Consider the following 25,929-nt stretch of genomic DNA (forward strand, 5'->3'; position numbering starts at 1 on the left):
CTCGGAGCAAGAGGCGAACCGTTTTTCTCAGCGGCCGGTCTTCACCCGCGTCCATTCGCGGGTGACGATCTTCTGGATCGGCTGATCCGGCGCCGTGACGGTGAAGAGGCGCTTCATCGTCGCCGCATCGGGATAGATGGCCGGATTGTCGGCGATCTCCTTGTCCACCAGCGGCCGCGAGGCGCCGACGCCATTGGCGAAATTGGTGATCTTGGTGTTGCGGGCGGCGACCTCCGGCCGCAGCAGATAATCGATGAAGAGATGCGCCTCGTCCGGGTGCGGCGCGTCCTTGGGGATGGCGAGGCTGTCGAGCGACATCAACGTCCCTTCCTGCGGGATCACATAAGCGATCTCGACGCCATTGGCGGCCTCGCGCGCGCGATTGCGCGCCTGGAAGCTGTCGCCGGCCCAGCCGATGGCGAGGCAAATGTCGCCATTGGCGAGCGCATTGATATATTCCGAGGAGTGGAATTTCTTTATGTGCCGCCGCAGGCCGGAGAGCAGATCGGCGGCGCGCCGAATGTCGCCCGGATCCTTGGAATTGGGATCGAGCTTCAGATAATTGAGCGTGACCGAGAAGAGATCTTCGGGACTATCGAGCACATAGACGCCGCAATCGGCGAATTTGCGCAGATTTTCCGGCTTCAGCACCTGGTCCCAGGAGGTGATCGGCTTGTCGCCGATGCGCTCTTTGATCTTTGCGACATTATAAGCGACGCCGGTGGTGAACCACATATAGCTCACGGCATGGGCGTTGCCCGGATCATAGCGCGAGAGACGCTGCGCGATCTCCGGCCAGACATTGTCGATATTCTTCAGCCGGCTCTTGTCGAGCGGGCGATAGACGCCGGCCTTGATCTGCCTTTGCAGAAAGGTCGCCGAGGGAACGACGACATCATAGCCGGCGGCGCCGGCGAGCAGGCGCGTCTCCAATATCTCGTTGGAATCATAGGTGTCGTAGACGACCTTGACGCCCGTCTCGCGGGTGAAATCCTCGAGCACGCGCGGGTCGATATAATCGCTCCAATTGAAGATGTTGACGACCCGCTCGGCGCCCTGCGCGCCCATGGCGCCCCCGAGCGCGAACAGACATGCGGCGAGGATTCTCATTCGGACCTGCTCTCCCTCAACGCCCGGCGATTTGCTTCGACGCTTGCGCGGCGCGTCGCCTCATGGGCACAATGGCCGACCTCTCGCTCTCCCGCCATTCCGAGATTATGCGATGGAGTCCGCCTCTCCGCTGGAAAGTCTGCGCGAGCAAAACGCCCGTCTCGTGACGCGCGGCGCGCGCCGCTATTTGCGCGCGGCGGGTTTTTCCGTCCTCGCGGAGCTGCCGCTGCCGGGCGGGCGGCGGGCCGATCTCGTCGCTCTCGCGCCGGATGGCGCATTGCGCATCATCGAGGTGAAGAGCTCGCTCGCCGATTTCCGCGCCGATCGCAAATGGATGGAGTATCGCCTCCATTGTGATCGCTTTTATTTCGCCATTCCCTGCGATCTTTCCGAGGAGGCCTTTCCCGCGGACGCCGGCCTCATCGTCGCCGACGCGCATGGCGCCATGCTGACGCGCGAGGCGCCGGTCCATAAGCTCGCTCCGGCCAGCCGCAAGGCCATGCTGCTGCGCTTCGCCGGCGCGGCGGCGGAGCGGCTCCATTACGCCCTGCATCGCGACGAATTCTGACCCGCGCCGCCGTGCGTCATCGCGGCGCGCTCATCTCGGCGCACGCTTGGCCAATATGCGCTGCAGGGTGCGGCGATGCATGTTGAGGCGGCGCGCCGTCTCCGACACATTGCGGTCGCAGCTCTCATAGACGCGCTGAATATGCTCCCAGCGCACGCGATCCGCCGACATGGGATTGTCGACCGCGTCGGGCTTGTCGATCTTCGTCGCCATCAGCGCATGATAGATTTCGTCGGCGTCGGCGGGCTTGGCCAGATAGTCGAAGGCGCCGAGCTTCACCGCCGTCACCGCCGTGGCGATATTGCCATAGCCGGTGAGGATGATGCCGCGCGCGTCCGGCCGCTTCACCTTGAGCGAGGAGATGACGTCGAGGCCATTGCCGTCGCCGAGCCGCATGTCGATGATGGCGAAGGCGGGCGGGGCGGCTTCGACGGCTGCCAGTCCGTCGGCGACGCTCTCGACCGCGGTGACGAGAAGTCCGCGCGCCTCCATCGCGCGCGTGAGTCGGCTGAGGAAGGGCTTGTCGTCCTCCACGATCAGCAGCGAGCGCTCCTGCGGGAGCTCCCCGAGCGCGGCCTCCACGGCCGCATCGAAATCGGTGTGTTCGGCTGCGCCAGCGTCGTCGATCATGCGTCGTCGTCCTGGTTTGGGATTATTCAATATAGCATCACGCCGCGTCGGACGAAGGCGTTTGTTGGTCTAAGCCACGCTCGCGCCCGCCTCCCTCGGCGGCGCCGACGGAGCGCTCCAGCGCCGTGCGGGGCCAGGAGATCGTCACCTTGGCGCCTGTCTGCGGGGATTGCACATTGGCCGTCGTCACGGTCGCGCCGGAGCGTTCGAGCAGCGTCTTGGCGATGAAGAGGCCGAGGCCGAGGCCGGAGCCGGGCTCGTTCTTGGTGCGCCGATCGGTCGGACGTCCGCTGACATAAGGATCGCCGAGGCGATTGAGAATCGCCTGCGAGAAGCCGGGGCCGTCATCCTCTATGACGATGACGACGAGCTCCTTGGACCACAAGGCCTCTATGCGCACGCGCGAGAGGGCGAAATCGACGGCGTTCTCGACGAGATTGCCGAGGCCGTAGACGATGCCGGGATTGCGCGAGAAGCTCGGCTCGGCGGGCGGGCCGCGCCGCGTCAGCTCTATGTCCACGCCGAAGGCGCGATGCGGCTCGATCACTTCCTCGAGCATGGTCTCGAGCGTCTGCATGTCGAGCAGGCCGCCCGTATCGGCTTGGCCGAGCGAGACGAGCTTGCGCAGAATGTCTCGGCAGCGCCGCGCCTCCTGCGCGAGCAGAGCGAGATCGTCGGCGAGCGCCGGCGCTGTCGCGGGCGCGGATTTCTGCAGCTCCTTCGTCACCACGGCGATGGTCGCGAGCGGCGTGCCCAGCTCATGCGCGGCGGCGGCCGCGAGGCCGTCCAGCTGCGAGAGATGCTGCTCGCGCTCCAGCACCAGCTCGGTCGCCGCCAGCGCCGTCGACAATTGCCGCGCCTCGTCCGAAACGCGCGCGGCGTAGAGGCCGACGAAGGCCGCGCTCAGCACCAGCGCGGTCCAGACGCCGGTGCGATAGAGCAGCGGGAAATGCAGCTCGACGCCCTCGTACCACGGCAAAGGCTGAAACTCGACGGTCAGTATCGTCGCCGAGGCGATCATCAGCACGCCGAGCAGAATGGTCAGCTTGCGCGGCAGCGACACGGCCGAGATCATCACCGGCGCCAGAAACAGCATGGCGAAAGGATTGGCGACGCCGCCGGTGAGATAGAGCAGGGCCGAGAGCTGCAATATGTCATAGGACAAGAGCAGCGCCGCCTCGCCGTCGTCGAGGCGGAAGGTGCGCGTCGTCGCCAGGCGCAGCGCGGCGTTGAGGCAGGCCGAGGTCGCGATGGCGATGAAGCTCAGCCCGATCGGAAAATCGAACTGAAAATAGAAGAAGGTGACGAGCGTCGCGAAGGTCTGGCCGGCGATCGCCAGCCAGCGCAGGATGATGAGCGTGTCGACGCGAAGCTGGCGGGCCTGATGGCCGAAATCGGCGTCGGCGGTGTTTGTCATGAGGCGGCTTCGTCTCGAAAATTGCAGCAGCGCGAGACGCGCGGCTCTGCGATTTGTAGCGCGTTTCGCCCGTGCTCCGCAGCGATTTTCCGCAGGACTATATGCCGCGCCCCCTTGCCGCGCGCCATAGCCGCCATTGCCGCCGCCATTGCGCCGGCTCGGCGATCATATGGAGCGGATCGAACCCTTTGCGCTCCATCGCGCCGAGATAGAGCGGAATCAATGCTGCGGGCAGCAGCGCCGCGCGCGCTGCGCCATCGCCGCGCACGGCTTTGCGCGCCTTTTCGAAATTATTGCGCGCCTTGCCGCGCAGCTCCGCCAGAGCGGCGGCGAGCGCTGGCGTGAGCTTCGCCTCGACGAAATCGCTCTCGGCGCGATGGCGCGCGAGAAGATCGAGCGGCAAGAATCGCTGACCCTGCGCCAAATGGCGGGGAAGAGCGCGCAGAATCGCCGTGAGGCCATAGGCGCGCCCGGCGAAGCGCAGCGCCTCCTCCTGCCGTGCGGCGTCCTCGGCGTCGATGACGCGGGCGCGCCAGCGCAGAGGCGCGCCGAAAACGCGGTCGCTATAGGTCTCCAGCGCCGCGAGGCTCTCCATCTGCTCGTCATAGAGATCGAAGCTATGAGCCTCGAGCAGCTCGACGACCTCCTCGCTGGGGATGGCGCAGCGGTTGAGCGTATCGAAAAGAGCGTCGGCGATCGGATGGGCGCGGGCGCCCTCGCTATCGGCCGGCGCCTCCAGCGAATCGTACCACCAGCGCAGCCGCATCTCGCCTAGAATCGGCTGCGAGACGCGCGCCCGCACGCTGGAAATCTCCGCGCAGAAAGCGCCGATCGCATGGAGATGCGGCCGCGCCTGCGCCGGCGCGAACAGGCAGGCGAGCCAGAGGTCGAGATCCTGCTCGCGCAGCGCGGCCTCGCAATGGCGGTAATGGTCGGCGAGCTCCGTCTCGCGCTCGGTCGTCGCGGCCTCGTCCATGGGCGAAAAACCTCGGCTCACACCACGATCAGCACGGCGGCGACGCGGCGGTCCTCGTCGAGCAGCATATTATATGTGCGAACGGCTGCGCCGGTGGCCATGGCCTCGACCATGATTCCCGCCTGCTTCAGCCGCGCGCGCAAGGCGGCGGAGGGCGGTCGCAAATTCTCGCCTGAGCCGAAGATCAGCAGCTCGACCGCGCCGGCGCTCTCGTCGAAGAGCGGCGCGAGCGTGGCCTCGTCGATCTCCGCCGCGGCGACGGCCTCCAGCGCATGAATCCCCGAGGGCAGGGCGAGCAGCGATCCGCGATGCGACATTTCCGCGAAGCGAAAGCCGCCGCCGCCATAGGTCTCGATCCTGTAGCGGCCCGGAACGAAGCCTCGACCCAGCTCGGCCATCAGGCCGCTTTGGGCTTGGCGCGCGTCGTCGCCTTGGCGGAGCCCTTGCTCGGCGCCGCCTCCGGCGCCTTGTCGGCATCCTCATTGCGCAGGCCGAGATAGATCAGCATGGGCGAGCAGATGAAGACCGAGGAATAGGTGGCGACGAAAATGCCCCAGATCATCGCGAGCGAGAAGGAGCGGATCACATGGCCGCCGAAGATCGCCAGCGAGAAAAGCGCCAGAAACACGGTCGTCGCCGTCATGATCGTGCGCGGCAGCACGGCGTTGATCGAGAGATCGATCATTTGATCTGTCGGCATCTTCTTGTATTTGCGCATCATCTCGCGGATACGGTCGAGCACGACGACAGTCTCGTTCAGCGAATAGCCGACGATGGTCAGGATCGCCGCGATCGACGTCGTATTGAATTCGAGATGCGTGAGCGAGAAGAAGCCGACTGTGAGCAGGAGATCGTGCATCGTCGCGATCACGGCGCCGATGGCGAACTGCCACTCGAAGCGGAACCACAAATAGGTCAGCACGGCGATGATCGACAGCACGACGCCGAGCGTTCCCGATTGCACCAGCTCGCCGGAGACGCGCGGGCCGACCACCTCGACGCGGCGCAGCTCATAATCCGAGCCGACCGAGCTGCGGACCTTTTCGACCGCCGCCTGCTGGGCGGAATCGCCGCCCTTCTGCGGTCCGAAGCGGACGGTCGCATCGGATTGATTGCCGAAGGATTGCACCTCGACGTCGCCGAGCTCGAGCTTCTCGATCGTTTGGCGCAGGGTCGCGATCTCGGCCTGGCCGGCTTTGGCGCGCAATTCGATGACCGTGCCGCCTGCGAAGTCGATGCCGAAATTCATGCCGCTAAAGATGAACAGCAGAATCGAGCATATCGAGAGCACGGCCGAGAAGGGGTAGCTCACGCGGCGGAACCGCATGAAGGGGAACTTGGTGTTCTCCGGGGCGAGACGCAGCAGCTTCATCTGTTTCACCCTCAGATCGGCAGGCGCGTCGGGCGCGCGTAATGATACCAGACCGCGATCATCATCCGCGTCATGGTGACGGCGGTGACGATGGTCGTCAGAATGCCGAGCGCGAGCGACACGGCGAAGCCGCGCACCGGGCCGGAGCCCAGGAAGTAGAGGATCGCTGCGGCGACGAACATTGTGACATTGGAGTCGACGATGGTCGCGAAGGCGCGGTTGAAGCCCGCGTCCAGCGCGGCGAGGATCGAGCGGCCGGCATGCTGCTCCTCGCGAATACGCTCATAGATCAGCACATTGGAGTCGACCGCCATGCCGATCGTCAGCACGATGCCGGCGATGCCCGGCAGCGTCAGCGTCGAGCCGAGCAGCACCAGACCGGCGAAGATGAAGGCGATATGGACGAACAGCGCCAGATTGGCGAAGATTCCGAACACGCCATAGGTGATGAGCATATAGACGACGACGAGGCCGGCGCCGACATAGGCGGCGCGCTTGCCGGCGTCGATCGAATCCTGGCCGAGGCCGGGGCCGACGGTGCGCTCCTCAATGATGTCGAGCTTGGCGGGCAGGGCGCCGGCGCGCAGCAAGATCGACAGGTTGTTGGCCTGCTCGACGGTGAAATGGCCGGAAATCTGGCCGGAGCCGCCGGTGATCGGCTGCAGGATGCGCGGCGCCGATATCACCTTATTGTCGAGCACGATGGCGAAGAGCCGGCCGACATTCTTGGAGGTGACCTCACCGAATTTCTGTGCGCCGCGAATGTTGAAGCGGAAATTGACCACCGGCTCGCCGCCGCGCTGCTGGTCGAAGCCGGGCTGGGCGTCGGTCAAATCCTCGCCCTGCACCATGATCTGCTTCTCGATGGCGATCTTGCCCGGCTGGTCGACCTGGTCGAGCTCCTCGAGCTCGGACTGGCTCTGGCCCGGCTCGGCGACGAGGCGGAACTCCAGCTTGGCGGTCTGTCCGAGAATGGTCTTGAGCTGTTCCGGGTCCTGCAGGCCGGGCACTTGGACGATGATGCGATCGTCGCCCTCGCGCTGAATGCTGGCCTCGCGCGTGCCGAGCGCGTCGACTCGGCGGCGGATGACCTCGATCGACTGATCGACCGCGTGGCGGACCTTGTCGGTCACGCCGGAATCGGTGACGACGATTTGCACTAGGCCGTCGCCCGAATCGCGCACCTCCAGCGGCGGCGCGCCGCCGATTTTCGCGCCGAAGCCCTGCGCCAGATTGCGGAACTTCGGCAGCACTTTGGCGCGCTCGGCGGCGTCGGGGATGCGCAGCTGCACGCCGCGCGTCTGCGCGCCTATGCCGCCGGTGATGGCGATCTTCTCCTCGCGCAGGATGCGGCGCACGTCGTCGCGCAGATTGGTCACCTGCGTGTGCAGCACCGAGGCTTTGTCTACCTCCAGCATCACATAGGAGCCCCCTTGCAGATCGAGGCCGAGCACGATGGTGCGCGGCTGCGCCCAGGAGGGCAGGGCGTTTTCGAGCGCCTTGACGCTCGCCGGCGCGAGCATGCTGGGGACGACGACGAGAACGGCGGCGAGCGTCAGCGCCAGAATGGCGATGATCTTCCAGGTGGCGAAGCGCAGCATGGATCGTCGGTCCTGTGAGGCGGTCCTAAAAGAAAGGTCCCGGCGCCGGGAGGCGGCCGGGATGGATGCGTCGCGTTCTGAAAGAAGGCTAGCGCGAGGCCGCCTGATCCTTCACCGGCTCGCCCTTGGCGCGCACCTCGGTGACGGCCGAGCGCAGCACGCGCACGCGGATGTTCTGGGCGATCTCGACCTCGACCTCGGCGTCGTCGATGGTCTTGGTGACCTTGCCGATCAGCCCGCCGCTGGTGACGACCGTATCGCCACGGCGCACATTCTTCAGCGATTCCTTCTGCTCCTTCGTACGGCGCGCCTGCGGACGCAGCACGATGAAATAGACGATCATGGTGACGAGCAGCAGCGGAACGAGCTGCGTGATCATGTCGGGAGCCGGAGCCGCCGGAGGAGCGCCCACATCCGGCGCCGTCTGCACCGTCGTGCTGGGCGGGACGGGCGGCGCCGAGGGAGCCGCCGGAACGGGGGGAGCAGCCGGGGCGGGCGGAGCGGGAGGCGCCGCGGGTGCGTCGGTCTGAGCTTGGGCGGTCTGGATCAATTTCATGTTCGATCTCTTAGAAGCGGCGCGCGCGCCTTCGTGCCGGCAGGAAGCCGCCTTGCAACGGGCGCGGACTATAGCCGGCCCTATCCCGAAATCAATGGCGGCCGGCGCCGCGCTGCGGCGCCTTCGGCGATAGGAATTCGGCGAGGTCTGTGCGACAACTCACAGTCGGCGGCCTCGGCGGGGGAATATGTCGCCTCTCGGAAGCATCGGGGCGGAGGGGCTCCGCGCGCTTCGAAGCGAAGTGAGGAGAATTCCGATGTTCAAGAAATTATCGCTCGTCGCCGCGCTGGGCGCCGCGCTCGCGCTGCCGTCGGAAGCGTTTGCTCAGCATTACGGCGGCGGTGGCGGCGGTCATGGTGGTGGCCATGGCGGTGGCGGCTGGCACGGTGGCGGTCACGGCGGCGGCGGCGGTTGGCACGGTGGCGGTCACGGCGGCGGCGGTGGCGGCGGGTGGCACGGTGGCGGTCACGGCGGTGGCGGCTGGCACGGTGGCGGCCATGGCGGCGGCTACGGCGGCGGCTGGCATGGCGGCCCCGGCTGGCGCGGAGGACCCGCCTATGGCCACGGCGGACGAGGCCGCTATTGGCATGGGCGCTGGTATAATTATGGCGTCGGGCCGTGCTGGCGTTGGGCCGGCTATTGGGTCTGGGCCTGCTACTAAAGGCTCGCGCCCGGCTCGGCGCTCTCAGGCGCCGAGCTCTCGGGCGAGGCCGCGCATGAAGTCCACGCAGGCCGCGAGCTCGCCCACTTCTATATATTCGTCCGGCTGATGCGCCTCGTCTATGCGGCCGGGGCCGCAGATCACGCTGGGAATGCCGGTCTGCTGGAAGTGCCCGGCCTCGGAGGCGTAGGGTACGGCGATGGTGCGATTGGCGCGGGCGAGCCGTAGCGCCAGAGTCTCCGCCGGCGAGCCCGGCTGCGGCGCGAGGCCCGGAACCGCAACCTCCATTCGCGTCTCGATGCCGGTTCCGGGGAAGGGCGCGAAGTAACGCTGCATAAGCTCCGCCGAATAGGCGGAAAGCCTCTCCTCGACGATTCGGGCCGCGTCGGTTCCCGGCACGCCGCGCACCTCCCAATGGAAGACGCAGTCCTTGGCGACGATATTGCGCGCCGTGCCGCCCTCTATCACGCCGATATGCAGAGTGGAGTAGGGCGGGTCGAAGCGCCCGGTGGGGTCGCCCGCCGCGGCCAGCTCCTCGCCGATTCGCAGCAGCTCCGCGCCGAGAAGCAAGGCGACATGCACGGCGCTGACGCCGCGATGCAGATTCGCGGAATGAATCTCATAGCCGCGGACCCGCGTGACGAAGGTCGTCACGCTCTTATGCGCGTCGGCGACTTGCATGGAAGTCGGCTCGCCGATCACAGCGGCGGCCGGCCGCGGCAGATCGTAGCCGAGGCGCCCCAGGAGATCGAGCGGGCCGAGGCAGGTCGTCTCCTCGTCATAGCTGAGGAAGATGTGGATCGGCCGCGTGAGCCCCGCCGCCTTGAACTCGGGAATCATGGCGAGGCAGACGGCGCAGAAGCCCTTCATGTCGACGGCGCCGCGGCCCAGCAGCCGGTCGCCTTCGCGACGCAGGGTGAAGGGATCGGCGGTCCAGCTCTGGCCCGTGACCGGCACCACATCCGTATGGCCGGAAAGCACGACGCCCCCCGCGATCGGCGGGCCGATCGTCGCGAAGATCGCCGCCTTGTCGCCCGTCGCGTTGGGCGCGCGAATGCAGGGCACATCCTGCGCGCGCAAATAGGATTCGACGAAATCGATGAGCGCCAGATTGGACTTGGAGCTCTCCGTGTCGAAAGAGACGAGCCGTCCGGTCAGCTCGATCGCGCGCTCGATCGTCGAAATGTCGCCTGACATGCGCCTGGCTCAGTTCAGCGTCGGCTTGGAAAGCGGGCTGTCCAGCGAGAAGGCCGGCACCTCTATGTCGAAGGTCTCGCCGTGGGGGGTGATCATCGTATAGCTTCCCTTCATCAGTCCGGAGGGCGTCGTGAGCGGACAGCCCGAGGCGTAGCGGAACGTCTCGCCGGGCTCGAGCACCGGCTGCTCGCCGACGACTCCCGGTCCCTTCACCTCTTCCTTGCGCCCATAAGCGTCGATGATGATCCAGTGACGTGACAGGAGTTGGACGCGCTCCTTGCCGAGATTGGCGATCTCGATCGTGTAGGACCAGACGAAGCGATCGTTGGCGGGGTCCGACTGCTCGTGGAGAAAGTCCGGCAGAGCAGTGACCTGAATGTCTCTTGTGATGGATATATACATGGGACCTACTCTAGGACGCATCGCGCCGAAGGGAAATGTGGAATGCGTCGCCGCCCACTGTGAAAGCCGGCGCCGAGCCATCTCCGCGTAGCAAAATCTGTGACATAATTGACACGGGTCAAGGAAAAGCTCCTCGGCGGCGTATCGGCTCGATTGCCCACGCCTTCGGCTGCGCGTAGCTTCGGCCGCAGGAAATAATCTTTCCCGACGGCGACAGGTGGCGATGCGTCGATTTTCTCTCCGCGGCTTATTGGCGGCTGTCGCTCTGGCGCTTCAGGCGCTGAGCGTGGTCTATGCGCTCGGCGCTCCGCCGGCGGCCGCGCATGGCCGCGGGGACGCCTATTGCGCCGCGATCGACGGAACCGCCGATCGCCGCGCGCCGATCGGCGGCCACAGGGACGCCGGCGCCTGCATCGCCTGCCAGAGCTGCCTCGCCGGCTTCTCGCCTTTCCTTCTCTTTTCCGTCGCGGGCCATGCGCTCGACCGGCGCAGCGTCGCCGAGGCGGATTGGACATTCGGCGCGAGCATCGGGCTCGGCTTCGGTCTCCCCCAGGCGCAGCGCGCCCGCGCGCCCCCCGGCATCTCCTGAAGCGATAACGCTGCGGCCGCTCGGCCGGCGGCGTGAGCCCGTGAGACGTTTCGCTAAAGCGCATGGCGCTTTGCTGGAACGCGCGCCATCAGCATTCCCGTCATCGTCGAGACTGCGCGCGCCGGCCCTCGAGAGGCCGCGGCCGCGACAGGTCCGAAAGCGCCCGTCCGAAGGCGCAGGAGGAAAAAATGAACCATCGTCATCTGCTGCGCGGCGTCTCCGCCTGCGCGCTGGCTTTCTCGCTCGCCGCTGCGGCGCAGGCGCAGGAGGCGCTTCCCGGCATCGATATCGCCGGCGCCCAGAATGGCTCCGAGGGACAAGCGCCGGCTCCGGCGGCGGTCCCGGTCCGCCGCGCCATACCCGAGAACATCCCCGCCGTGGTGGAGAGCGTCACCCGCGCCGACATCGACCGCACGGTCAATGTAATGACCACGGCCGAGACGATGAAATATCTGCCGAGCGTGCTGGTGCGCGAGCGCTTCATCGGCGACCGCAACGGCATTTTGCAGACGCGCGTGAACTCGCCCATCGCCGGCGCGCAGAACCTCGTCTACGCCGACAATATTCTGCTTTCCAATCTGCTCGGCAATTCCTTCAACACGGCGCCGCGCTGGGGCATGGTGTCGCCGGGCGAGATCGACCGCATCGACCTCGTCTACGGGCCTTTCTCGGCCCTCTATCCGGGCAATTCCATGGGCGGCGTGATGGCGATCACGACGCGTATGCCGGAGAATTTCGAGTTTCACTTCTCCGGCAACGCCGGCCTGCAGCCCTATTCGCTCTATGGCTCCAAGGAGACCAATCTCGCCGGCGACATGAATATTCTCGTCGGCGACAAGATCAATGATTTCTCTTTCTGGGCCAGCTATGACCGGCTCGACGCGCAGGGGCAGTCGCAGACCTTCCCGGGCGGCAATGTCAAATCCGGCTCCGGCGCGCGCATTCTCGGCGGCTACGCGGACATCGACCAGGCGGGCAATCCGCGATTCGTGGGCGGCGCCAATCAGGCCGACCATTCAGAGCAGCACATGGGCAAGATCAAGCTCGACTATGAGCTCGCGCCCAAGATCCACGCCGCCTACCAGCTCGGCTTCTGGTCGCTCGTCGACAATACCCGCCCGACGACCTACATCCGCGACGCGAATGGCGTTCCGATCTACAACACCCAGAACGGCAATGTGCAGGTCGGCAGCGCCGTCTTCCCGTTCACCGTCAATCCCAGCCATGGCAACGCCTCGCATCTGATGCAGGCGCTCTCGTTCAAGTCGGACACCAGAGGCGTCTTCGACTTCGACTTCTCGGGAACGTCCTATAATTTCCTGCGCGACTACAACAACACCGCCAAGGCCTATGGTCTCCTGCCCAATGCGGCCGGAACCGCCTATTCGATCGATCCTCGGGGCTCCAACACCAATCAGACCGGCACCTTCTGGCGCACCTTCGACGCGCGCGGAATCTGGCGCCCGGAATGGACCGATCTCGGCAAGCACGAGGTTTCGATCGGCGCGCATTGGGACCTCTACTCGCTCTCGCAGACGCTGACCAACACCAATGTCTTCACCGATAATTACTACTACTCCATCCAGGCGATAAACTACGGAAAAACGGAGACGAAAGCCGTCTATCTGCAAGACGTCTGGGAGTTCGCGCCGAAATGGAAGCTGACCTTCGGCGGTCGCGAGGAGTTCTGGAGCGCCTTTGGCGGCGTCAACAACACGCTCGGCCAAAAATACACGCCCGGTTTCGCCGGCTGGCCGCCGTCGCTGGTCACGCCGCCCTATCTGCCGTCTGTCGCCAAGCCGACCTTCTCGCCGAAGGCGGCGATCGAATATCAAGTCTTTCCAGACCTCAATCTGCGCGGCTCGTTGGGGCGCTACTATCGCTTCCCGACGGTGCTGGAGCTGTTCCAGAATATCGCTGGTCCCAATTCCATCTCGATCAGCAACCCGGACTTGCAGCCGGAAAGCGGCACCTCCTATGACCTGACTGGCGAATATGTCACGACCAATGTGTTCGACGGCCTCATCGGCGAGGCGCGGCCGCGCGTCTCGCTGTTCATGGACCATCGTTGGAACGCAATCGTCTCGCAGACGGATTTCTCCACCGGCGTCGGCGTGACGCAGAACTCCAATGTCGGAAAGGCGATCTTCCGCGGCGTCGAAGGCGCCGTCGTGCTGAAGGACGTTGTTTGGAAGGGCCTCGACTTCAATGGCAGCGTGACCTTTACCGACGCCAAGGTCGTGTCCGACTATCAGCAGCCCTGGGTGCAGGGGATGCAATATCCGCGCATTCCGCGCATCCGCATCCGCGCCGTCGCCTCCTATGCGCCGACCGACGAGTTCTCCATCTCGGCGGGCATGCGCTATGCGACGGGCGCCTTCGTCAGCCTCAACAACTCAGACTTCAACCATAATAATTATGGCAGCGTGGACAGCGAATATCTCGTCTTCGACGCCAAGGCGACCTATAAGATCACCAGGGAATGGACGCTGAACGCTGGCATAGACAACATTGGCCGGTGGAAATATTACGTCAATCCGAACCCCTATCCGCAGCGGACCTATTTCCTCGGTCTGAAATACGACTTCGGCGGTCCGGCTTCGGGCATGTTCTCTGATGTGAAGCTCGGCGCGAAGTAAGGGCCTTCCGCTCGAACGGAATTTCGAGCGGCGCCAAAAACGGAGGCGGGGAGGGGATGCTGCGGCGCATCACATTCCCCGTCGCTCGCTCTCTTGCCCCGCGGGGTGATTTGCGACAGACTCTGTCCCCGTCGCAGGCAGGAGCTTTCATGCGTCGGAATTTGGCTGGCATATTGCTGTTTTCGTTGGCGCTGGCCGTTCAGGCCCTCGCGTCCGCGACGGCAGGGCTCGCCCATTCCGCGCTCGGCCAGGGGCAGATTTGCGCGACTCTCGCCGACCAAACCTCTCTCACTGAAGCCTCCCTCACCCAAGCCTCTGACGCGACCTCGGCCGCTCCAATCGGCCACGCCGATATCGGCCCCGGACTTTGCGACCTCTGCGCTCTATGTTGTGGCGGCGCGGGGCCGTTTGCGGCGCGGCCGGAGGTCTCCGGCGTCCTCTCGTCCGACTGGGCCGCGGCGCAATGGCGGGCGCCGGTCGCGCGCGCCGTGGTCTTTGCGGCGGATCATGCGCGGCGCGCACGGGCGCCGCCTCTCTCCATCTGACTTTCCAACCGAATTCGACCGCCCGCGCGAGCGGGCGCCGATCATCGCTTCGAAAAGACGATGCGTCGCCAAAGCGGCGCGGGGAGGGGAAACAGTGTTTCGACTTTCAATGAGCAATCGCGCCGGAGTCGGCGCATTCTTTCGTGAGTTTCTGCGCACGCTCGCCGGCGAGCGCCGCGCCTTCGGCGTGTTCGAGACGCGCGGGGCGATCGTCGTCCCGGTCGCGATCCCGCAAGCCGAGCAGGAGCCCGAGCCATCGCCGGCGCCCGTGATCGCTGCGCGGCGCAGCGGCCGCCTCATCGACCTCGAGCGCCGCGCGAAATTCGGTCAGTTCTGACCGCGCTCAGCCGCGCGCGGCGGCGAGGCCGCGCGCCAGATCGTCGAGGAGATCATCCGTATCCTCGAGCCCGACCGAGAGACGCAGCAGCCCATCGCCGACGCCGATCAGCGCCCGCGCCTGTGGCGTCAGCCGCTGATGCGTCGTCGTCGCCGGATGGGTAATAAGGCTCTTGGCGTCGCCGAGATTATTGGAAATCTTGACGATTTTCAGCGCGTTGGCGAGGCGGAAGGCCGCCGCCTTGCCGCCCGCCACGTCGAAGGTCACCAGCGTGCCGCCGCCCGTCATCTGCCGCCGCGCCAGCTCCGCCTGCGGGTGATCGGCGCGGAAAGGATAGAGAACGCGGGCGATCTCCTTCTGCTCGGCGAGGAAATCGGCGATCCGCGCCGCGCTCGCCGTCTGCTGCGCGATGCGCAGCGGCAGAGTCTCCAGCGCCTTCAGCATGGTCCAGGCGTTGAAGGGCGACAGAGCCGGCCCGGTCTGGCGCAGGAAATTATGGATGTTCTCCTCGATCAGCGCCTGCGACGCCAAAATGACGCCGCCGAGGCAGCGGCCCTGGCCGTCTATGTGCTTGGTCGCCGAATAGACGACGACATCGGCGCCCAATTCGAAGGGCTTTTGCAGCAGAGGCGTGGCGAAGACATTGTCGACCACGAGCCGCGCGCCCGCCTCATGGGCGATGTCGGCGATGGCGCGAATGTCATAGACCTCGAGGCCGGGATTGGTCGGGCTCTCGAGGAAGAAGAGCTTGGTCTCCTTGCGGACGGCGGCCTTCCATTGCGAAAGATCGGCCCCATCGACCAAGGTCGAGGCGACGCCGAATCGCGGCAGCAGATCCTCCACCACATAGAGACAGGAGCCGAACAGCGCCTGCGCCGCGACGATATGATCGCCGGCGCGAAGCTGCGCCAGCAGCGCGGCGGTGACGGCGGCCATTCCGCTCGCCGTGGCGCGCGCCGCCTCGGCGCCCTCGAGCAGGCACATGCGCTGCTCGAACATCGCGACGGTCGGATTGGAGAAGCGCGAATAGATGAAGCCCGGGTCCTCGCCCTTGAAGCGCGCCTCGGCGGCCTCCATCGTCGGATAGGCGAAGCTCTGCGTGAGGAACATCGCCTCGGACAGCTCGCCGAATTGCGAGCGCAGCCCCCCGCCATGCACGAGCTGTGTCGCGGGGCGCAGTTTCTTCTCGTCGTCGCTCAACTTTGGTCTCCCCTGCGGCGCGCGGGGCGCGCCACGGCGACAAAAAGCGGATTTCACGAGGAAACCCGGCCTTTTAGCGCCTTGTTTTACGTGGCGGCAAGCCGGCCGGCTCAAAGAACCACGCGTTCTTTTAACAGAATGAACCGAAGGACGCGGCCAAGTCAACACTCTGCCGCATGCTTGCGGCTCACCGATTTTATCGCCACTAGAACACGGTGGCGTCGGGCGTGTAAGGTCCCATGACGACTGAACCGTTGTAAGACGACCGAACCGTTGTAATAGGAGTTTCGATGGCGTCCGCCGTCCATGGCGTGCTCTCCTGCGAGCAGATCCGAGAATTGGCCGCCGCCGGCGTGATCGCCGCGACGCAGCCGATCGAGGACGGCCAGCATCAGCCGGCGAGCCTCGATCTGCGCCTCGGCCCGACGGCCTATCGCGTGCGCGCCAGCTTTCTGCCCGGCAAGCGCCGCAGCGTCGAGGCGCTGCTCGCCGAGCTGACCTATGACGAGATCGATCTGCGCGGCGCCGGCGCGGTGCTCGAGCGCGGCTGCGTCTATGTGATTCCGCTGCTCGAGAGCCTGCATCTGCCGGAGGATGTTTCCGGCGTCGCCAATCCCAAGAGCTCGACCGGGCGGCTCGATATATTCACCCGCCTCATCACCGACGACACCGAGATTTTCGATCATGTCGCGGCCGGCTATCGCGGGCGGCTCTATGCGGAGGTCTCGCCGCGCAGCTTCAGCGTGCGCGCGCGGCAGGGCTCGCGGCTCGATCAGCTGCGCCTGCGCCGGCGCGCGGCCGCCGGCGAAGCGACGCTCTCTGACGCCGCGCTCGCGGCCGAGCATTCGCGCGCGCCGCTCGCCGATGGCGAGCTGACGCTGCGCGACGGCTTGATCCTGCGCGTCGCGCTGGACGGGCTCGGCGATGTCGTGGGTTATCGCGCGCAAAAGCATACGGATGTGATCGATGTCGATCGCGTCGATCATTACGCCATTGAGGATTATTGGGAGCGCCTCGCGCCGCGTCGCGGCAAGCTCATCCTCGATCCGAACGAGTTCTACATTCTCGCCTCGCGCGAGCGCATCCGCATTCCCTCGCATCTTTCGGCCGAGATGATGGCGATCGACCCCGCTATGGGCGAGTTCCGCGTGCATTATGCCGGCTTTTTCGATCCCGGCTTCGGCTATGGCGCACAGGGCCTCCCGGGCAGCCGCGCCGTGCTGGAAGTGCGCAGCCATGACGTGCCTTTTATCTTGGAGGATGGACAGGTCATCGGCCGGCTCGTCTATGAGCAAATGGCCGCCGAGCCGAAGATTCTCTACGGTCAGGGCGGCGTCTCCAATTACCAGGGGCAGGAGCTGAAGCTCTCCAAGCATTTCAAGGCCCCGTGAGCGCGTCCGAGAGCGGCTGATCGGAGACGGAGATGTTGTCCCAGAGCGTTCATCACATTTTTGTGATCCCGGGATGTCTGCTGCTGGTCCTGGCGGCATTCAATCTCCTCCGCTACAGACGTTGGGGGCGTGTGACGGGAACGATTGTGGAACGTCAGACGCTGCCTGGTGAGTTCATAGGAGATAAGATCGAGGTCGCGTACGTCATATCCGATCGCCGATATGTTTCCGACGTCCAGCAAACCTTCGGTCAAGTACGTATTGGCGCCGAAGCGAACGACGAAGTCGAAGTAAGCTATGATCCGCTGAACCCGAGCCGATGCATGGCTTATGCGCCGACTGAAAATATCTTCACAATCGCCATTGCGATCGTCATGATTCTCATCTGAAGTGGCGCGACAGCGCGTCGCCTCGCTTTTTGTCGGGAAACTGCAATAATTCGATGAGATCAAAAGCGGCGGCGCCGCAATTATGATCCGCGACGCTCGCACGCCGCTCGTCACGCTGCCGCCGCACGCATTTCGAACGCTAGATTCGAGACAATGGACAAAGGCATGGCCGAGGCCCGTTCCATCGTCGACGCCGCCGGCCTCGAGGCTCTGCTCGAGGCTCTGCGCGGGCAGGGCTATGCGCTCATTGGCCCGACCGTGCGCGACGAGGCGATCGTCTATGACGAGATCGCCACGCTGGACGATCTGCCGCGCGGAATCGGCGATGAGCAGGACGGCGGCCATTATCGGCTGACGCGCCGCAATGACGAAGCTTTGTTCGGCTATGTCGTCGGCCCGCAATCCTGGAAAAAGCTGCTGCACCCGCCCGTGCTGCGCCTGTGGCGCGCGCGACGCGAGGGCGACGAGCTGCGCGTCGAGGCCGAGCCGGCTCGCGCCGAGAAATTCGCCTTCATCGGCGCGCGCTCCTGCGAGCTGCACGCGATCGCCATTCAAGACCGCGTGTTCCTCGGCGGCGCTTACGCCGATCCGCATTATCGCGCGCGCCGCGAGAATGTCTTCATCGTCGCGGTGAATTGCGGCGTCGCCGGCGGCGCCTGCTTCTGCGTCTCGATGGATACGGGGCCGAAGGCGACCATGGGCTTCGACATAGCGCTCACCGAAATCGTCGCCGGAAGCTCCTTTCTCGTCGAGATCGGCACAGAGGCGGGGAGGGCGCTTCTCGACTCTCTGCCGCGTCGCGCGGCGAGCGCGAGCGAGACAGAGGAGGCGGAGGCTATTCTCGCGCATACGGCCGAGAATATGGGCCGCAGTCTCGAGGCCGGCGATGTGCGGGACTTGCTCGCGCGCAATCTCGAGCATCCGCGCTGGGATGATGTCGCCGCGCGCTGCCTCGCCTGCACCAATTGCACAATGGTCTGCCCCACCTGCTTTTGCACCAGCGTCGAGGATGCGAGCGATCTCGCGGGCATCGAGAGCGAGCGCTCGCGGCGCTGGGATTCCTGCTTCACGCTGGATTTTTCCTATATCCATGGCGGCAGCGTCCGGCAGAGCGTCAAATCGCGCTATCGCCAATGGATGACGCATAAGCTCTCCACTTGGCATGACCAATTCGGAAGCTCCGGCTGCGTCGGCTGCGGACGCTGCATTGTCTGGTGTCCCGTCGGCATAGATTTGACCGAGGAAGCGCGGGCCATTCGCGAGAGCGAAGCGCAGAAAGGCGCGACATGATCGAGAGCATCGAGCATATCGTCAAAGAGCATCGCTTTTTTGCCGGCATGGATGAAGGATTCGTTGCGCTCGTCTCCGGCTGCGCCAAGAATATGCGCTTCGATCCGGGCCAATATCTTTTTCATGAAGGCGACAGCGCCGATTGGTTCTTTCTGCTGCGCAATGGAAGCGTCGCCATAGAGCTGCGCGATCCGGCGCGCGGCGCCGTCACCGTGCAGACGCTGCATGAGGGCGATCTCTGCGGCCTTTCTTGGCTCGTGCCGCCCTATCGCTGGACATATGATGCGCGCGCGATCGATCTCGTCCGCGCCATCGCCGTCGACGCCGCCTGCCTGCGCCGCAAGAGCGAGGCCGATCCACGGCTCGGCTATGACATGATGAAGCGCTTCATGCCGCCGCTGGTCGAGCGATTGCAGGCCGCGCGAATGCAGATGATCGACATTTATGGCGCCCATGACTGATGCATTTTCCGCGGCGAGCGTCGCCGATCCCATGATTCCGCGTGTCGCGCGCGTCGTGAGGCGAAAGCGCGAAATCGCGGATGTCGTGACTCTCGAGATAGATGGCGGCGCTTTCGATTTCGCGCCGGGGCAATTCAACATGCTCACCGCTTTCGGCGTCGGCGAGGCGGCGATCAGCGTCAGCGGCGATCCGGACAATAGCGCGCGGCTCGTTCATACGATCCGCGCCGTCGGCGCCGTCTCGCGCGCGCTCACAGAGCTGCATGTGGGCGAGCCGATCGGCCTGCGCGGCCCCTTCGGACGCGGCTGGCCGATGGTGGAGGCGGAGGGTCGCGATGTGATCGTCGTCGCCGGCGGGCTCGGTCTCGCGCCGCTGCGGCCGGCGCTCTATCGGCTCTTCGCCGAGCGCGAGAAATACGGCCGTATTCTTCTTTTGTTCGGCGCGCGCAGCCCGGCGGATATTCTCTTTCGCGATGAGCTGGAGGCCTGGCGCGGGCGGCTCGATATGGAGGTGGAGGCGACGGTCGATCATGCGCGCGGCGATTGGCGCGGCAATGTCGGCGTGGTGACGACTCTGCTGTCGCGCGCGCAATTCGACGCCGCCAGTGCGCTCGCCATGCTCTGCGGACCGGAGATCATGATGCGCTTCGTCGCCAATGCGCTGCTCGAGCGAGGCGTCGCGCAAGAGCGCGTCTATCTCTCCATGGAGCGCAATATGAAATGCGCGATCGGCTGGTGCGGCCATTGCCAATTCGGGCCGGTCTTCATCTGCCGCGACGGGCCAGTGTTTCCCTATTCGCAATTGCGCGGCCTCATCGCGAAGAAGGAAATCTGAGCATGAGCGGGCAAGGACATCGGACGCCGCCTGCACCGCGGCTCGCGGTATGGAAATTCGCCTCTTGCGATGGCTGTCAGCTCAGCCTGCTCGATTGCGAGGACGAGCTGCTCGCCGTCGCTCAGGCGCTCGACATCGCCTATTTTCCAGAGGCGACGCGCGCGCCGATCCGCGGCACTTACGACCTCTCGCTCGTCGAGGGCTCGATCACCACGCCGCATGACGCCGAGCGCATACAGGATGTGCGGCGCCGCTCGCGCGCGCTGATCACCATCGGCGCTTGCGCGACATCGGGCGGCATACAGGCGCTGCGCAATTTCGCCGACGTGCGCGAATATGCGTCGATCGTCTATGCGCGGCCGGATTATATCCATGCGCTCGCGACATCGACGCCGATCAGCGATCATGTGAAGGTCGATTTCGAGCTGCGCGGCTGTCCGATCGACAAGGGCCAGCTGATCGATGTGATCTCGAGCTTTCTCGCCGGCCGCAAGCCGGCGACCCCGTCACATAGCGTCTGTCTGCAGTGCAAGCTGAAGGGCAATGTCTGCGTGATGGTCGCGCAGGGGACGCCCTGTCTCGGCCCTGTCACCCATGCGGGCTGCGGTGCGTTGTGTCCTTCGTATGATCGCGGCTGCTACGGCTGCTTCGGTCCCGCCGAGACGCCCAATGCGCCATCGTTGAGCGCGCAGCTCGCGGCGCTCGGCATGGATGAGGAAGCGTTGCGGCGCGTCTATCGCACATTCAACGCGCAGGCGGAGGCCTTCCGCGAGGAGAGCGAGCGCCATGACGAGTAGAACCATCTCGGTCGGCGCGCTGGCGCGGGTGGAAGGCGAGGGCGGGCTCGAGATCGTGCTGCGCGACGGCGAGGTGAAGAGCGCGGCGCTGAATATTTTCGAGCCGCCGCGCTTTTTCGAGGCGCTGATGCGCGGGCGCGCCTTCACCGAGGCGCCGGACATTGCCGCGCGTATTTGCGGCATTTGTCCCGTCGCCTATCAGATGAGCGCCGTGCATGCGATGGAGGATGCGCTCGGCGTCGCCGTCACGGGTCCGCTGCGCGATCTGCGGCGCTTGCTCTACTGCGGCGAATGGATCGAGAGCCACATGCTGCATGTGCATATGCTGCATATGCCGGACTTTCTGGGTTACGCCGGCGGCGTCGATATGGCGCGCGACCATGGCGATATCGTGCGGCGCGGGCTCGCGATCAAAAAGGTCGGCAATGAGATCATGACGCTGGTCGGCGGGCGCGAGATTCATCCGATCAATGTGCGCGTCGGCGGCTTTTATCGCGCGCCGCGCAAGCGCGAGCTGCGCACGTTGGCGGAGCGGTTGGAGCGCGCGCTGGAACAGGCGCTTCAGGTCGCGCGCTTCGTCGCCGGATTCGACTTTCCCGATTGCGCGCGCGATTACGTCTTCGTGTCGCTGCGGCATCCAGATGAATATCCCTTCAACGAAGGTCGCATCGTGTCGAGCCGCGGGCTCGACATCGCCGCGCGCGATTTCGAGACGCATTTCGAGGAGTTCCACGTCCAGCGCTCGACCGCGCTGCATGCGCGCATGCGCCATTGCGACGAGCCCTATCTCGTCGGCCCGCTCGCCCGCTATGCGCTCAACGCCGATATGCTGTCGCCGCTGGCGAAGGAGGCTGCGCGCGAGGCGGGCCTCGAGGCCGCCTGCGTCAATCCCTATCGCAGCATCATCGTGCGTGCGGTCGAGACCATTTATGCGCTGGACGAGGCGCTGCGCATCATCGCGCGCTATGAGGAGCCCGACGCCTCCTGCGTCGCGATCGAGCCGCGCGCCGGCGTCGGCCATGCGGCGACCGAGGCGCCGCGCGGCATGCTCTATCACCGCTATCGGCTCGAGGCGGATGGAACGATCGCCGATGCGATCATCACCCCTCCGACCTCGCAGAATCAAGCGATGATCGAGGAGGATCTGAAGCGCCTCACCGGCGCCTTCCTGCATCTGCCGGAGGACGAGCTTCGTCATCGCTGCGAGCAGACGGTTCGCAATCACGATCCCTGCATCTCCTGCTCGACGCATTTTCTGCGGCTCGACATCGATCGGGGCTGAAGATGCGGCGTCGCATCCTTCTGTGCGTCGGCAATCCGGATCGCGGCGACGACGGCGCCGGCCCCCGCGTCGGCGCGCTGCTGCGGGAATCGGCTGCGCTCGATATCGTCGAATGCCGCGGCGAGGCGAGCGCCATTCTCGAGGCGCTGGAACGCGCCGGGGAGGCGATCATTGTCGATGCAGCCGTTTCCGGCGCGCCGGCCGGCACGGTGCGGCGCTTCGACCTCGGCGGGGAGGGGGCGCCGTTGCCGCTCGATCTCGGCTGGTCGAGCCATGGCTTCGGCCTCGCCGAGGCGATCGGCCTCGCGCGCGCGCTCGGCGCGCTTCCGCCTGTTTGCGTTCTGTTCACGATCGAGGGCGAGGGCTTCGCTCCGGGCGCGCCCCTATCGGCGGCGGCGCAGGCCGGCGCCTCAGCGGCGGCGGCGCGGATTCTCGCCGAGTTCGCGGCGAAAGAGCGCTCGGACGGCGCTTCTTTTTTCACCGCGGGATAAATTGTCCGACCTTGCCCACAGAGCAGAAAAACCCTATAGGAATAACTGTCTTCAGGCGGTACGCGGGCGTAGTTCAGTGGTAGAACGACAGCTTCCCAAGCTGTATGTCGTGGGTTCGATTCCCATCGCCCGCTCCATTTTGCGCAGTCTGTTTCAACAGCGCTCGCTTTTCGGCCGCCTCGCTCATATGCGTTTTCCATTCGCATGGCGGAGCCGGTCGGAAAGTCTCATCCGGATCGTGTGACTATGGCGGATTGTCTCCCGACCTTGCTGCTGATGAATTCTGCCGTATTCGCGGTTCTCGGCGCCTTTCTCTATCTCGTCTGGCGCGAGGATCCCGAGGCGGTGGAATATCGCTGGTGGTGCGCGGCGCAGCTCACGATCAGCCTGGGCGTCGCTCTGCTGTCCCTGCGTGAATCCTATCCGCTGCTCGCGATCGGCCTCGGCAATGCGCTCACTCTGTGGGGCGTCGGCCTCGTCTGGGGCGGGTCGCGGGTTTTCATCGGCCGTCCCGTGGACATGCGTCTGGCGCTCGCCGGCGGCGCGATCTGGCTGCTCTTCTTCTCCCTGAGCGTCGATTCGGTCCGTATCGTCGACCGCTGCGCTATATCGGCGGTCTATGCTTTTCTGCTCGCCGACGAATTCTCCTCGGTGCGTCGGCACAGGACGCGCACGCAGCAGGCGACGATCGCGCTCGCCGCCGCGCATGCCTGCTTCGGGGCGGTGGTCGCGGTCATCGTCGTCATGCTGATGGCGCGCGGCGCTCCTTTCGATCCGAAGCCCTTCGTCGTCTCCGTCGCGCTGGAATCCGTGAGCTATGGTCTGCTGATGGGCTTTGCTCTGCTGGCCGTGACCAAGGAGCGGGCCGTCGCGCGGCAAAAATTCATGGCGGCGACCGATCCGCTGACCGGCCTCTCCAATCGGCGCAGCTTCGATCATAATGCCGATGCGGTGATCCGCAGCTCGCGCGGCCAGGGCGATTCGGCGCTGCTCATCTTCGATCTCGATCGGCTGAAGGCGATCAATGACAGCTTCGGCCATTCGATGGGCGACCGCGCGCTGACCACTTTCGGCGAAGTGGCGGCCAAGAGCATTCGCAACGAGGATTTTCTGGCGCGCATCGGCGGCGATGAATTCGCGCTGCTGCTGACGCGGGTCGATAGCGCGCGGGCGGTCGCCGTGGCCGAACGCATTCGTTCGGCCTATGTTTCCGCGGCGGCGGCGCTCGGCGACGGATTGTCATCCGTCAGCGTCGGCATCGCGCTTTCCGACCAGGAGACGAGCGATCTCTCCGCGCTGAAGGAGGCCGCCGACAAGGCGCTCTACGCCGCGAAATCCGGCGGCCGCAATCAGGTCTTCGTGGCGCAGGCGTGAGATCGAGCGGCCTCAGCGCGCCTCGGCGCGGGTAAGTCCGCCCATGCGCTCGATAAAGCCGGCGATTGTATCGAGCCCGATATTCTCCTTCAGATTGGCGAAAACGAAGGGCCGGCCGCCGCGCATTCGGCGGGCGTCGCGATCCATCACCTCGAGCGAGGCGCCGACCAGAGGCGCGAGGTCGATCTTGTTGATGACGAGAAGGTCCGAGCGCGTGATGCCGGGGCCGCCTTTGCGCGGAATCTTGTCGCCGGCCGAGACGTCGATGACATAGATGGTGATATCGGCGAGCTCGGGGCTGAAAGTGGCGGCGAGATTGTCGCCGCCGCTCTCGATGAGGATGAGATCGAGATCGGGGAATTTGCGGTTCATCTCGGCGACGGCGGCCAAATTGGCGGAAGCGTCCTCGCGGATCGCCGTATGCGGGCAACCGCCCGTCTCGACGCCGATGATGCGCTCGGGCGCGAGCGCGCCGGAGCGGGTGAGGAATTCCGCGTCCTCTTTCGTGTAAATGTCATTGGTGATGGCGGCGAGGCGATATTTGTCGCGCAGCGCTTTGCACAGCCGGTCCATCAGCGCCGTCTTGCCGGAGCCGACCGGGCCGCCGACGCCGACGCGCAGCGGACCGTGAGGAGAATGGGGCGCGGTCATGAGCGGAACAGCCTCGTATATTGCGTTTCATGGCGCATGGACGCGATGTCTATGCGCAGGGCGGAGGTAGTGAGCGTGTCGAGCGGCGTCGTCTCGGCGGCGCGCGCGGCGCGCATGATGATGGGCGTGAGCGCGGCGAGCGCCAGCAGCCCATCGGTCTGGCCGAGCGGAATGAGCCGCACGCCGGCCGAGACGAGATTGGCGGCGAAGGCGTGAGCAAAGGCGCATAGAGCGGCGTCGAGCGGCGCGTTCACGGCCGCTGCGCCGACAGCGACGGGAAAGGCGATCTCGCCGGCGCGCCGCGCGGCGAGCGCGTCGAGCGGCGAACCAGGAAAAGCGGCGCATGTCGCGCGCGCGAAGGCCGCGCCCTGATGGCGCGACTCCAGCGCAGTCTCCGCGCTCGAGCGCCAGGCGGCGGCAAGATCGGCTGTCACGTCTAGCCCATCCACGTCATTGGCGCGGGCGGCGCGCCAAGCGGCGGCGAGAAAGACGAGATCACACCAGCCGCCGCCCTTTTCCAGCGCTGCGCCGATATAGGCTTGGAGGCCGCCGCGGTCGCTGACGTCGCCCGTTTCCACGGCCCACTCCAATCCGTGGCTGAAGGCGAAGCCGCCGACGGGATAGGCCGGCGACATGAATGTCAGCAGCGACAGCAGCCAGTCGCGTGGCTCAACCATGTCCGTGGTCATGATGACCGTGCGCGTGATGATGATCGTGACTATGCGATGAATGGCCGCCATAGGCGCCATTCTCCGGATCGAACGGCAGATCGCGCCGCGTGACGATCCCGCCCAATCCTTCGACCATGTCGGCGATGACGGAATCGTCTCGAATGACGAGTCGATCGGGAAAAATCTGAATGGCGAGATGGCGATTGCCGAGATGATAGGCGAGGCGTGGCAGGCCCGCCGTTCCCGCTTCTATCACCAGAACCGGCTCCGGTTTTGCGACGACGCGGATTACCGAGCCGTCCTCGAGCGCGAGCCCGTCGCCCTCGCCGAGCCGCGCGGCTTCGGCGAGATCGAGCAGGAACGCCTCGCCCTGATCGCTGATCAGGCTGCGGCGCCGACGATGGCGCTCGTCCCAATCCAGCGTCGCCGTCCCGCGCTCTCGCCCTTTGTCCCAGCTTCCCGCGGGAAGCCTATGCGCCGCACGCATCTTCGCCCTC

General features: G+C 65.5%; 29 protein-coding genes, 1 tRNA gene and 1 riboswitch. Of the genes, 16 read left to right on the forward strand and 14 right to left on the reverse strand.

Translation table 11 applies throughout. The features are described from left to right. Window positions 1-27: 27 nt before the first annotated feature. Complete coding sequence (locus tag METLW3_RS0109440; RefSeq protein WP_024879679.1) at window positions 28-1,110, reverse strand: polyamine ABC transporter substrate-binding protein; 1,083 nt, start codon at window positions 1,108-1,110, stop codon at window positions 28-30. A gap of 112 nt (window positions 1,111-1,222) precedes the next feature. On the opposite strand from METLW3_RS0109440, the gene METLW3_RS0109445 reads away from it, so the two are divergent. Continuing rightward, window positions 1,223-1,678 (forward strand): MmcB family DNA repair protein, encoded by a 456-nt coding sequence (locus METLW3_RS0109445; protein WP_024879680.1) that lies wholly within the window; start codon window positions 1,223-1,225, stop codon window positions 1,676-1,678. 30 nt (window positions 1,679-1,708) lie between these two features. On the opposite strand, the gene METLW3_RS0109450 is transcribed toward METLW3_RS0109445, so the two are convergent. The 7 genes from METLW3_RS0109450 to yajC all read right to left on the reverse strand — a co-directional run bounded on the left by METLW3_RS0109450 (window position 1,709) and on the right by yajC (window position 8,053). Next, on the reverse strand, window positions 1,709-2,308 hold the full coding sequence (locus tag METLW3_RS0109450) for an ActR/PrrA/RegA family redox response regulator transcription factor (protein WP_024879681.1): 600 nt from the start codon (window positions 2,306-2,308) through the stop codon (window positions 1,709-1,711). Window positions 2,309-2,345: 37 nt separating this feature from the next. Continuing rightward, entirely contained in the window at window positions 2,346-3,725 is a 1,380-nt protein-coding gene (locus METLW3_RS0109455; RefSeq protein ID WP_024879682.1) for an ActS/PrrB/RegB family redox-sensitive histidine kinase, read from the reverse strand. A 97-nt stretch (window positions 3,726-3,822) separates the two neighbouring features. After that, window positions 3,823-4,701, reverse strand: coding sequence for a squalene/phytoene synthase family protein (locus METLW3_RS0109460; protein ID WP_024879683.1), 879 nt, complete (start codon window positions 4,699-4,701; stop codon window positions 3,823-3,825). 17 nt (window positions 4,702-4,718) lie between these two features. Further along, window positions 4,719-5,099, reverse strand: coding sequence for an MTH938/NDUFAF3 family protein (locus tag METLW3_RS0109465; RefSeq protein ID WP_024879684.1), 381 nt, complete (start codon window positions 5,097-5,099; stop codon window positions 4,719-4,721). Further along, window positions 5,099-6,073, reverse strand: coding sequence for a protein translocase subunit SecF (gene secF / locus METLW3_RS0109470; RefSeq protein WP_024879685.1), 975 nt, complete (start codon window positions 6,071-6,073; stop codon window positions 5,099-5,101). Before secF ends, METLW3_RS0109465 begins: the two co-directional genes overlap by 1 nt. Before the next feature lie 11 nt (window positions 6,074-6,084). Further along, complete coding sequence (secD, locus tag METLW3_RS0109475; RefSeq protein ID WP_024879686.1) at window positions 6,085-7,674, reverse strand: protein translocase subunit SecD; 1,590 nt, start codon at window positions 7,672-7,674, stop codon at window positions 6,085-6,087. Window positions 7,675-7,762: 88 nt separating this feature from the next. Continuing rightward, the gene (yajC, locus tag METLW3_RS0109480) at window positions 7,763-8,053 is read right to left on the reverse strand and encodes a preprotein translocase subunit YajC (protein ID WP_036290817.1); all 291 of its coding nucleotides are present in this window, start codon (window positions 8,051-8,053) and stop codon (window positions 7,763-7,765) included. A gap of 433 nt (window positions 8,054-8,486) precedes the next feature. On the opposite strand from yajC, the gene METLW3_RS27505 reads away from it, so the two are divergent. Next, window positions 8,487-8,891: a hypothetical protein gene (locus tag METLW3_RS27505; protein ID WP_198022760.1), complete on the forward strand. Its 405-nt coding sequence runs from the start codon at window positions 8,487-8,489 to the stop codon at window positions 8,889-8,891. Window positions 8,892-8,915: 24 nt separating this feature from the next. On the opposite strand, the gene argE is transcribed toward METLW3_RS27505, so the two are convergent. Next, window positions 8,916-10,088, reverse strand: a complete 1,173-nt coding sequence (gene argE / locus METLW3_RS0109490; protein WP_036308788.1) for an acetylornithine deacetylase — start codon at window positions 10,086-10,088, stop codon at window positions 8,916-8,918. Window positions 10,089-10,097: 9 nt separating this feature from the next. Then, entirely contained in the window at window positions 10,098-10,490 is a 393-nt protein-coding gene (gene apaG, locus METLW3_RS0109495) for a Co2+/Mg2+ efflux protein ApaG (RefSeq protein ID WP_024879690.1), read from the reverse strand. 223 nt (window positions 10,491-10,713) lie between these two features. Between apaG and METLW3_RS0109500 the strand changes: the two genes are divergently transcribed. From METLW3_RS0109500 to METLW3_RS0109515, 4 genes are all read left to right on the forward strand, one after another. Beyond that, window positions 10,714-11,079, forward strand: a complete 366-nt coding sequence (locus METLW3_RS0109500; RefSeq protein WP_157198934.1) for a hypothetical protein — start codon at window positions 10,714-10,716, stop codon at window positions 11,077-11,079. A gap of 188 nt (window positions 11,080-11,267) precedes the next feature. After that, the gene (locus tag METLW3_RS0109505; RefSeq protein WP_051465511.1) at window positions 11,268-13,718 is read left to right on the forward strand and encodes a TonB-dependent receptor; all 2,451 of its coding nucleotides are present in this window, start codon (window positions 11,268-11,270) and stop codon (window positions 13,716-13,718) included. Window positions 13,719-13,867: 149 nt separating this feature from the next. Continuing rightward, complete coding sequence (locus METLW3_RS26815) at window positions 13,868-14,263, forward strand: hypothetical protein (protein ID WP_157516550.1); 396 nt, start codon at window positions 13,868-13,870, stop codon at window positions 14,261-14,263. 94 nt (window positions 14,264-14,357) lie between these two features. Then, window positions 14,358-14,600, forward strand: a complete 243-nt coding sequence (locus tag METLW3_RS0109515) for a hypothetical protein (RefSeq protein WP_157516551.1) — start codon at window positions 14,358-14,360, stop codon at window positions 14,598-14,600. Window positions 14,601-14,606: 6 nt separating this feature from the next. Here the strand turns inward: METLW3_RS0109515 and METLW3_RS0109520 are convergent, their stop codons facing one another. Further along, entirely contained in the window at window positions 14,607-15,800 is a 1,194-nt protein-coding gene (locus METLW3_RS0109520) for an O-succinylhomoserine sulfhydrylase (protein WP_024879695.1), read from the reverse strand. A gap of 53 nt (window positions 15,801-15,853) precedes the next feature. Next, a riboswitch (SAM riboswitch) is annotated at window positions 15,854-15,932 on the reverse strand. 158 nt (window positions 15,933-16,090) lie between these two features. Here METLW3_RS0109520 and METLW3_RS0109525 point away from each other — a divergent pair. The 10 genes from METLW3_RS0109525 (at window position 16,091) to METLW3_RS26820 (ending at window position 24,110) form a co-directional block, all read left to right on the forward strand. Further along, window positions 16,091-17,191, forward strand: a complete 1,101-nt coding sequence (locus tag METLW3_RS0109525; RefSeq protein ID WP_024879696.1) for a 2'-deoxycytidine 5'-triphosphate deaminase — start codon at window positions 16,091-16,093, stop codon at window positions 17,189-17,191. Window positions 17,192-17,223: 32 nt separating this feature from the next. Next, the gene (locus tag METLW3_RS0109530) at window positions 17,224-17,580 is read left to right on the forward strand and encodes a DUF3592 domain-containing protein (protein ID WP_024879697.1); all 357 of its coding nucleotides are present in this window, start codon (window positions 17,224-17,226) and stop codon (window positions 17,578-17,580) included. Window positions 17,581-17,745: 165 nt separating this feature from the next. Further along, entirely contained in the window at window positions 17,746-18,870 is a 1,125-nt protein-coding gene (locus METLW3_RS0109540) for a 4Fe-4S dicluster domain-containing protein (RefSeq protein WP_036309458.1), read from the forward strand. After that, window positions 18,867-19,331, forward strand: coding sequence for a cyclic nucleotide-binding domain-containing protein (locus METLW3_RS0109545; protein ID WP_198022761.1), 465 nt, complete (start codon window positions 18,867-18,869; stop codon window positions 19,329-19,331). The genes METLW3_RS0109540 and METLW3_RS0109545 overlap by 4 nt, the downstream gene beginning before the upstream one ends. After that, window positions 19,315-20,166, forward strand: a complete 852-nt coding sequence (locus METLW3_RS0109550) for an FAD/NAD(P)-binding protein (protein WP_024879700.1) — start codon at window positions 19,315-19,317, stop codon at window positions 20,164-20,166. The genes METLW3_RS0109545 and METLW3_RS0109550 overlap by 17 nt, the downstream gene beginning before the upstream one ends. Before the next feature lie 2 nt (window positions 20,167-20,168). Further along, window positions 20,169-20,963, forward strand: coding sequence for an oxidoreductase (locus METLW3_RS0109555; protein WP_024879701.1), 795 nt, complete (start codon window positions 20,169-20,171; stop codon window positions 20,961-20,963). Next, on the forward strand, window positions 20,953-22,245 hold the full coding sequence (locus METLW3_RS0109560) for a Ni/Fe hydrogenase subunit alpha (protein ID WP_024879702.1): 1,293 nt from the start codon (window positions 20,953-20,955) through the stop codon (window positions 22,243-22,245). The genes METLW3_RS0109555 and METLW3_RS0109560 overlap by 11 nt, the downstream gene beginning before the upstream one ends. A gap of 2 nt (window positions 22,246-22,247) precedes the next feature. Beyond that, window positions 22,248-22,736: a hydrogenase maturation protease gene (locus tag METLW3_RS0109565; protein WP_024879703.1), complete on the forward strand. Its 489-nt coding sequence runs from the start codon at window positions 22,248-22,250 to the stop codon at window positions 22,734-22,736. A gap of 62 nt (window positions 22,737-22,798) precedes the next feature. Beyond that, a tRNA-Gly gene (locus tag METLW3_RS0109570) sits at window positions 22,799-22,873 on the forward strand. Window positions 22,874-22,982: 109 nt separating this feature from the next. Next, window positions 22,983-24,110: a GGDEF domain-containing protein gene (locus tag METLW3_RS26820; protein ID WP_064032347.1), complete on the forward strand. Its 1,128-nt coding sequence runs from the start codon at window positions 22,983-22,985 to the stop codon at window positions 24,108-24,110. A gap of 12 nt (window positions 24,111-24,122) precedes the next feature. On the opposite strand, the gene ureG is transcribed toward METLW3_RS26820, so the two are convergent. Genes ureG through METLW3_RS0109590 form a run of 3 tightly spaced genes read right to left on the reverse strand, consistent with a single transcriptional unit; the run spans window position 24,123 to window position 25,919 of the window. Continuing rightward, window positions 24,123-24,761: an urease accessory protein UreG gene (gene ureG / locus METLW3_RS0109580; RefSeq protein ID WP_024879705.1), complete on the reverse strand. Its 639-nt coding sequence runs from the start codon at window positions 24,759-24,761 to the stop codon at window positions 24,123-24,125. Beyond that, window positions 24,758-25,501, reverse strand: coding sequence for an urease accessory UreF family protein (locus METLW3_RS0109585; RefSeq protein WP_245267274.1), 744 nt, complete (start codon window positions 25,499-25,501; stop codon window positions 24,758-24,760). The genes ureG and METLW3_RS0109585 overlap by 4 nt, the downstream gene beginning before the upstream one ends. After that, window positions 25,431-25,919: an urease accessory protein UreE gene (locus tag METLW3_RS0109590; RefSeq protein WP_024879707.1), complete on the reverse strand. Its 489-nt coding sequence runs from the start codon at window positions 25,917-25,919 to the stop codon at window positions 25,431-25,433. Before METLW3_RS0109590 ends, METLW3_RS0109585 begins: the two co-directional genes overlap by 71 nt. Window positions 25,920-25,929 lie beyond the last annotated feature (10 nt).

This window comes from Methylosinus sp. LW3, assembly GCF_000527115.1.
Lineage (GTDB): Bacteria > Pseudomonadota > Alphaproteobacteria > Rhizobiales > Beijerinckiaceae > Methylosinus.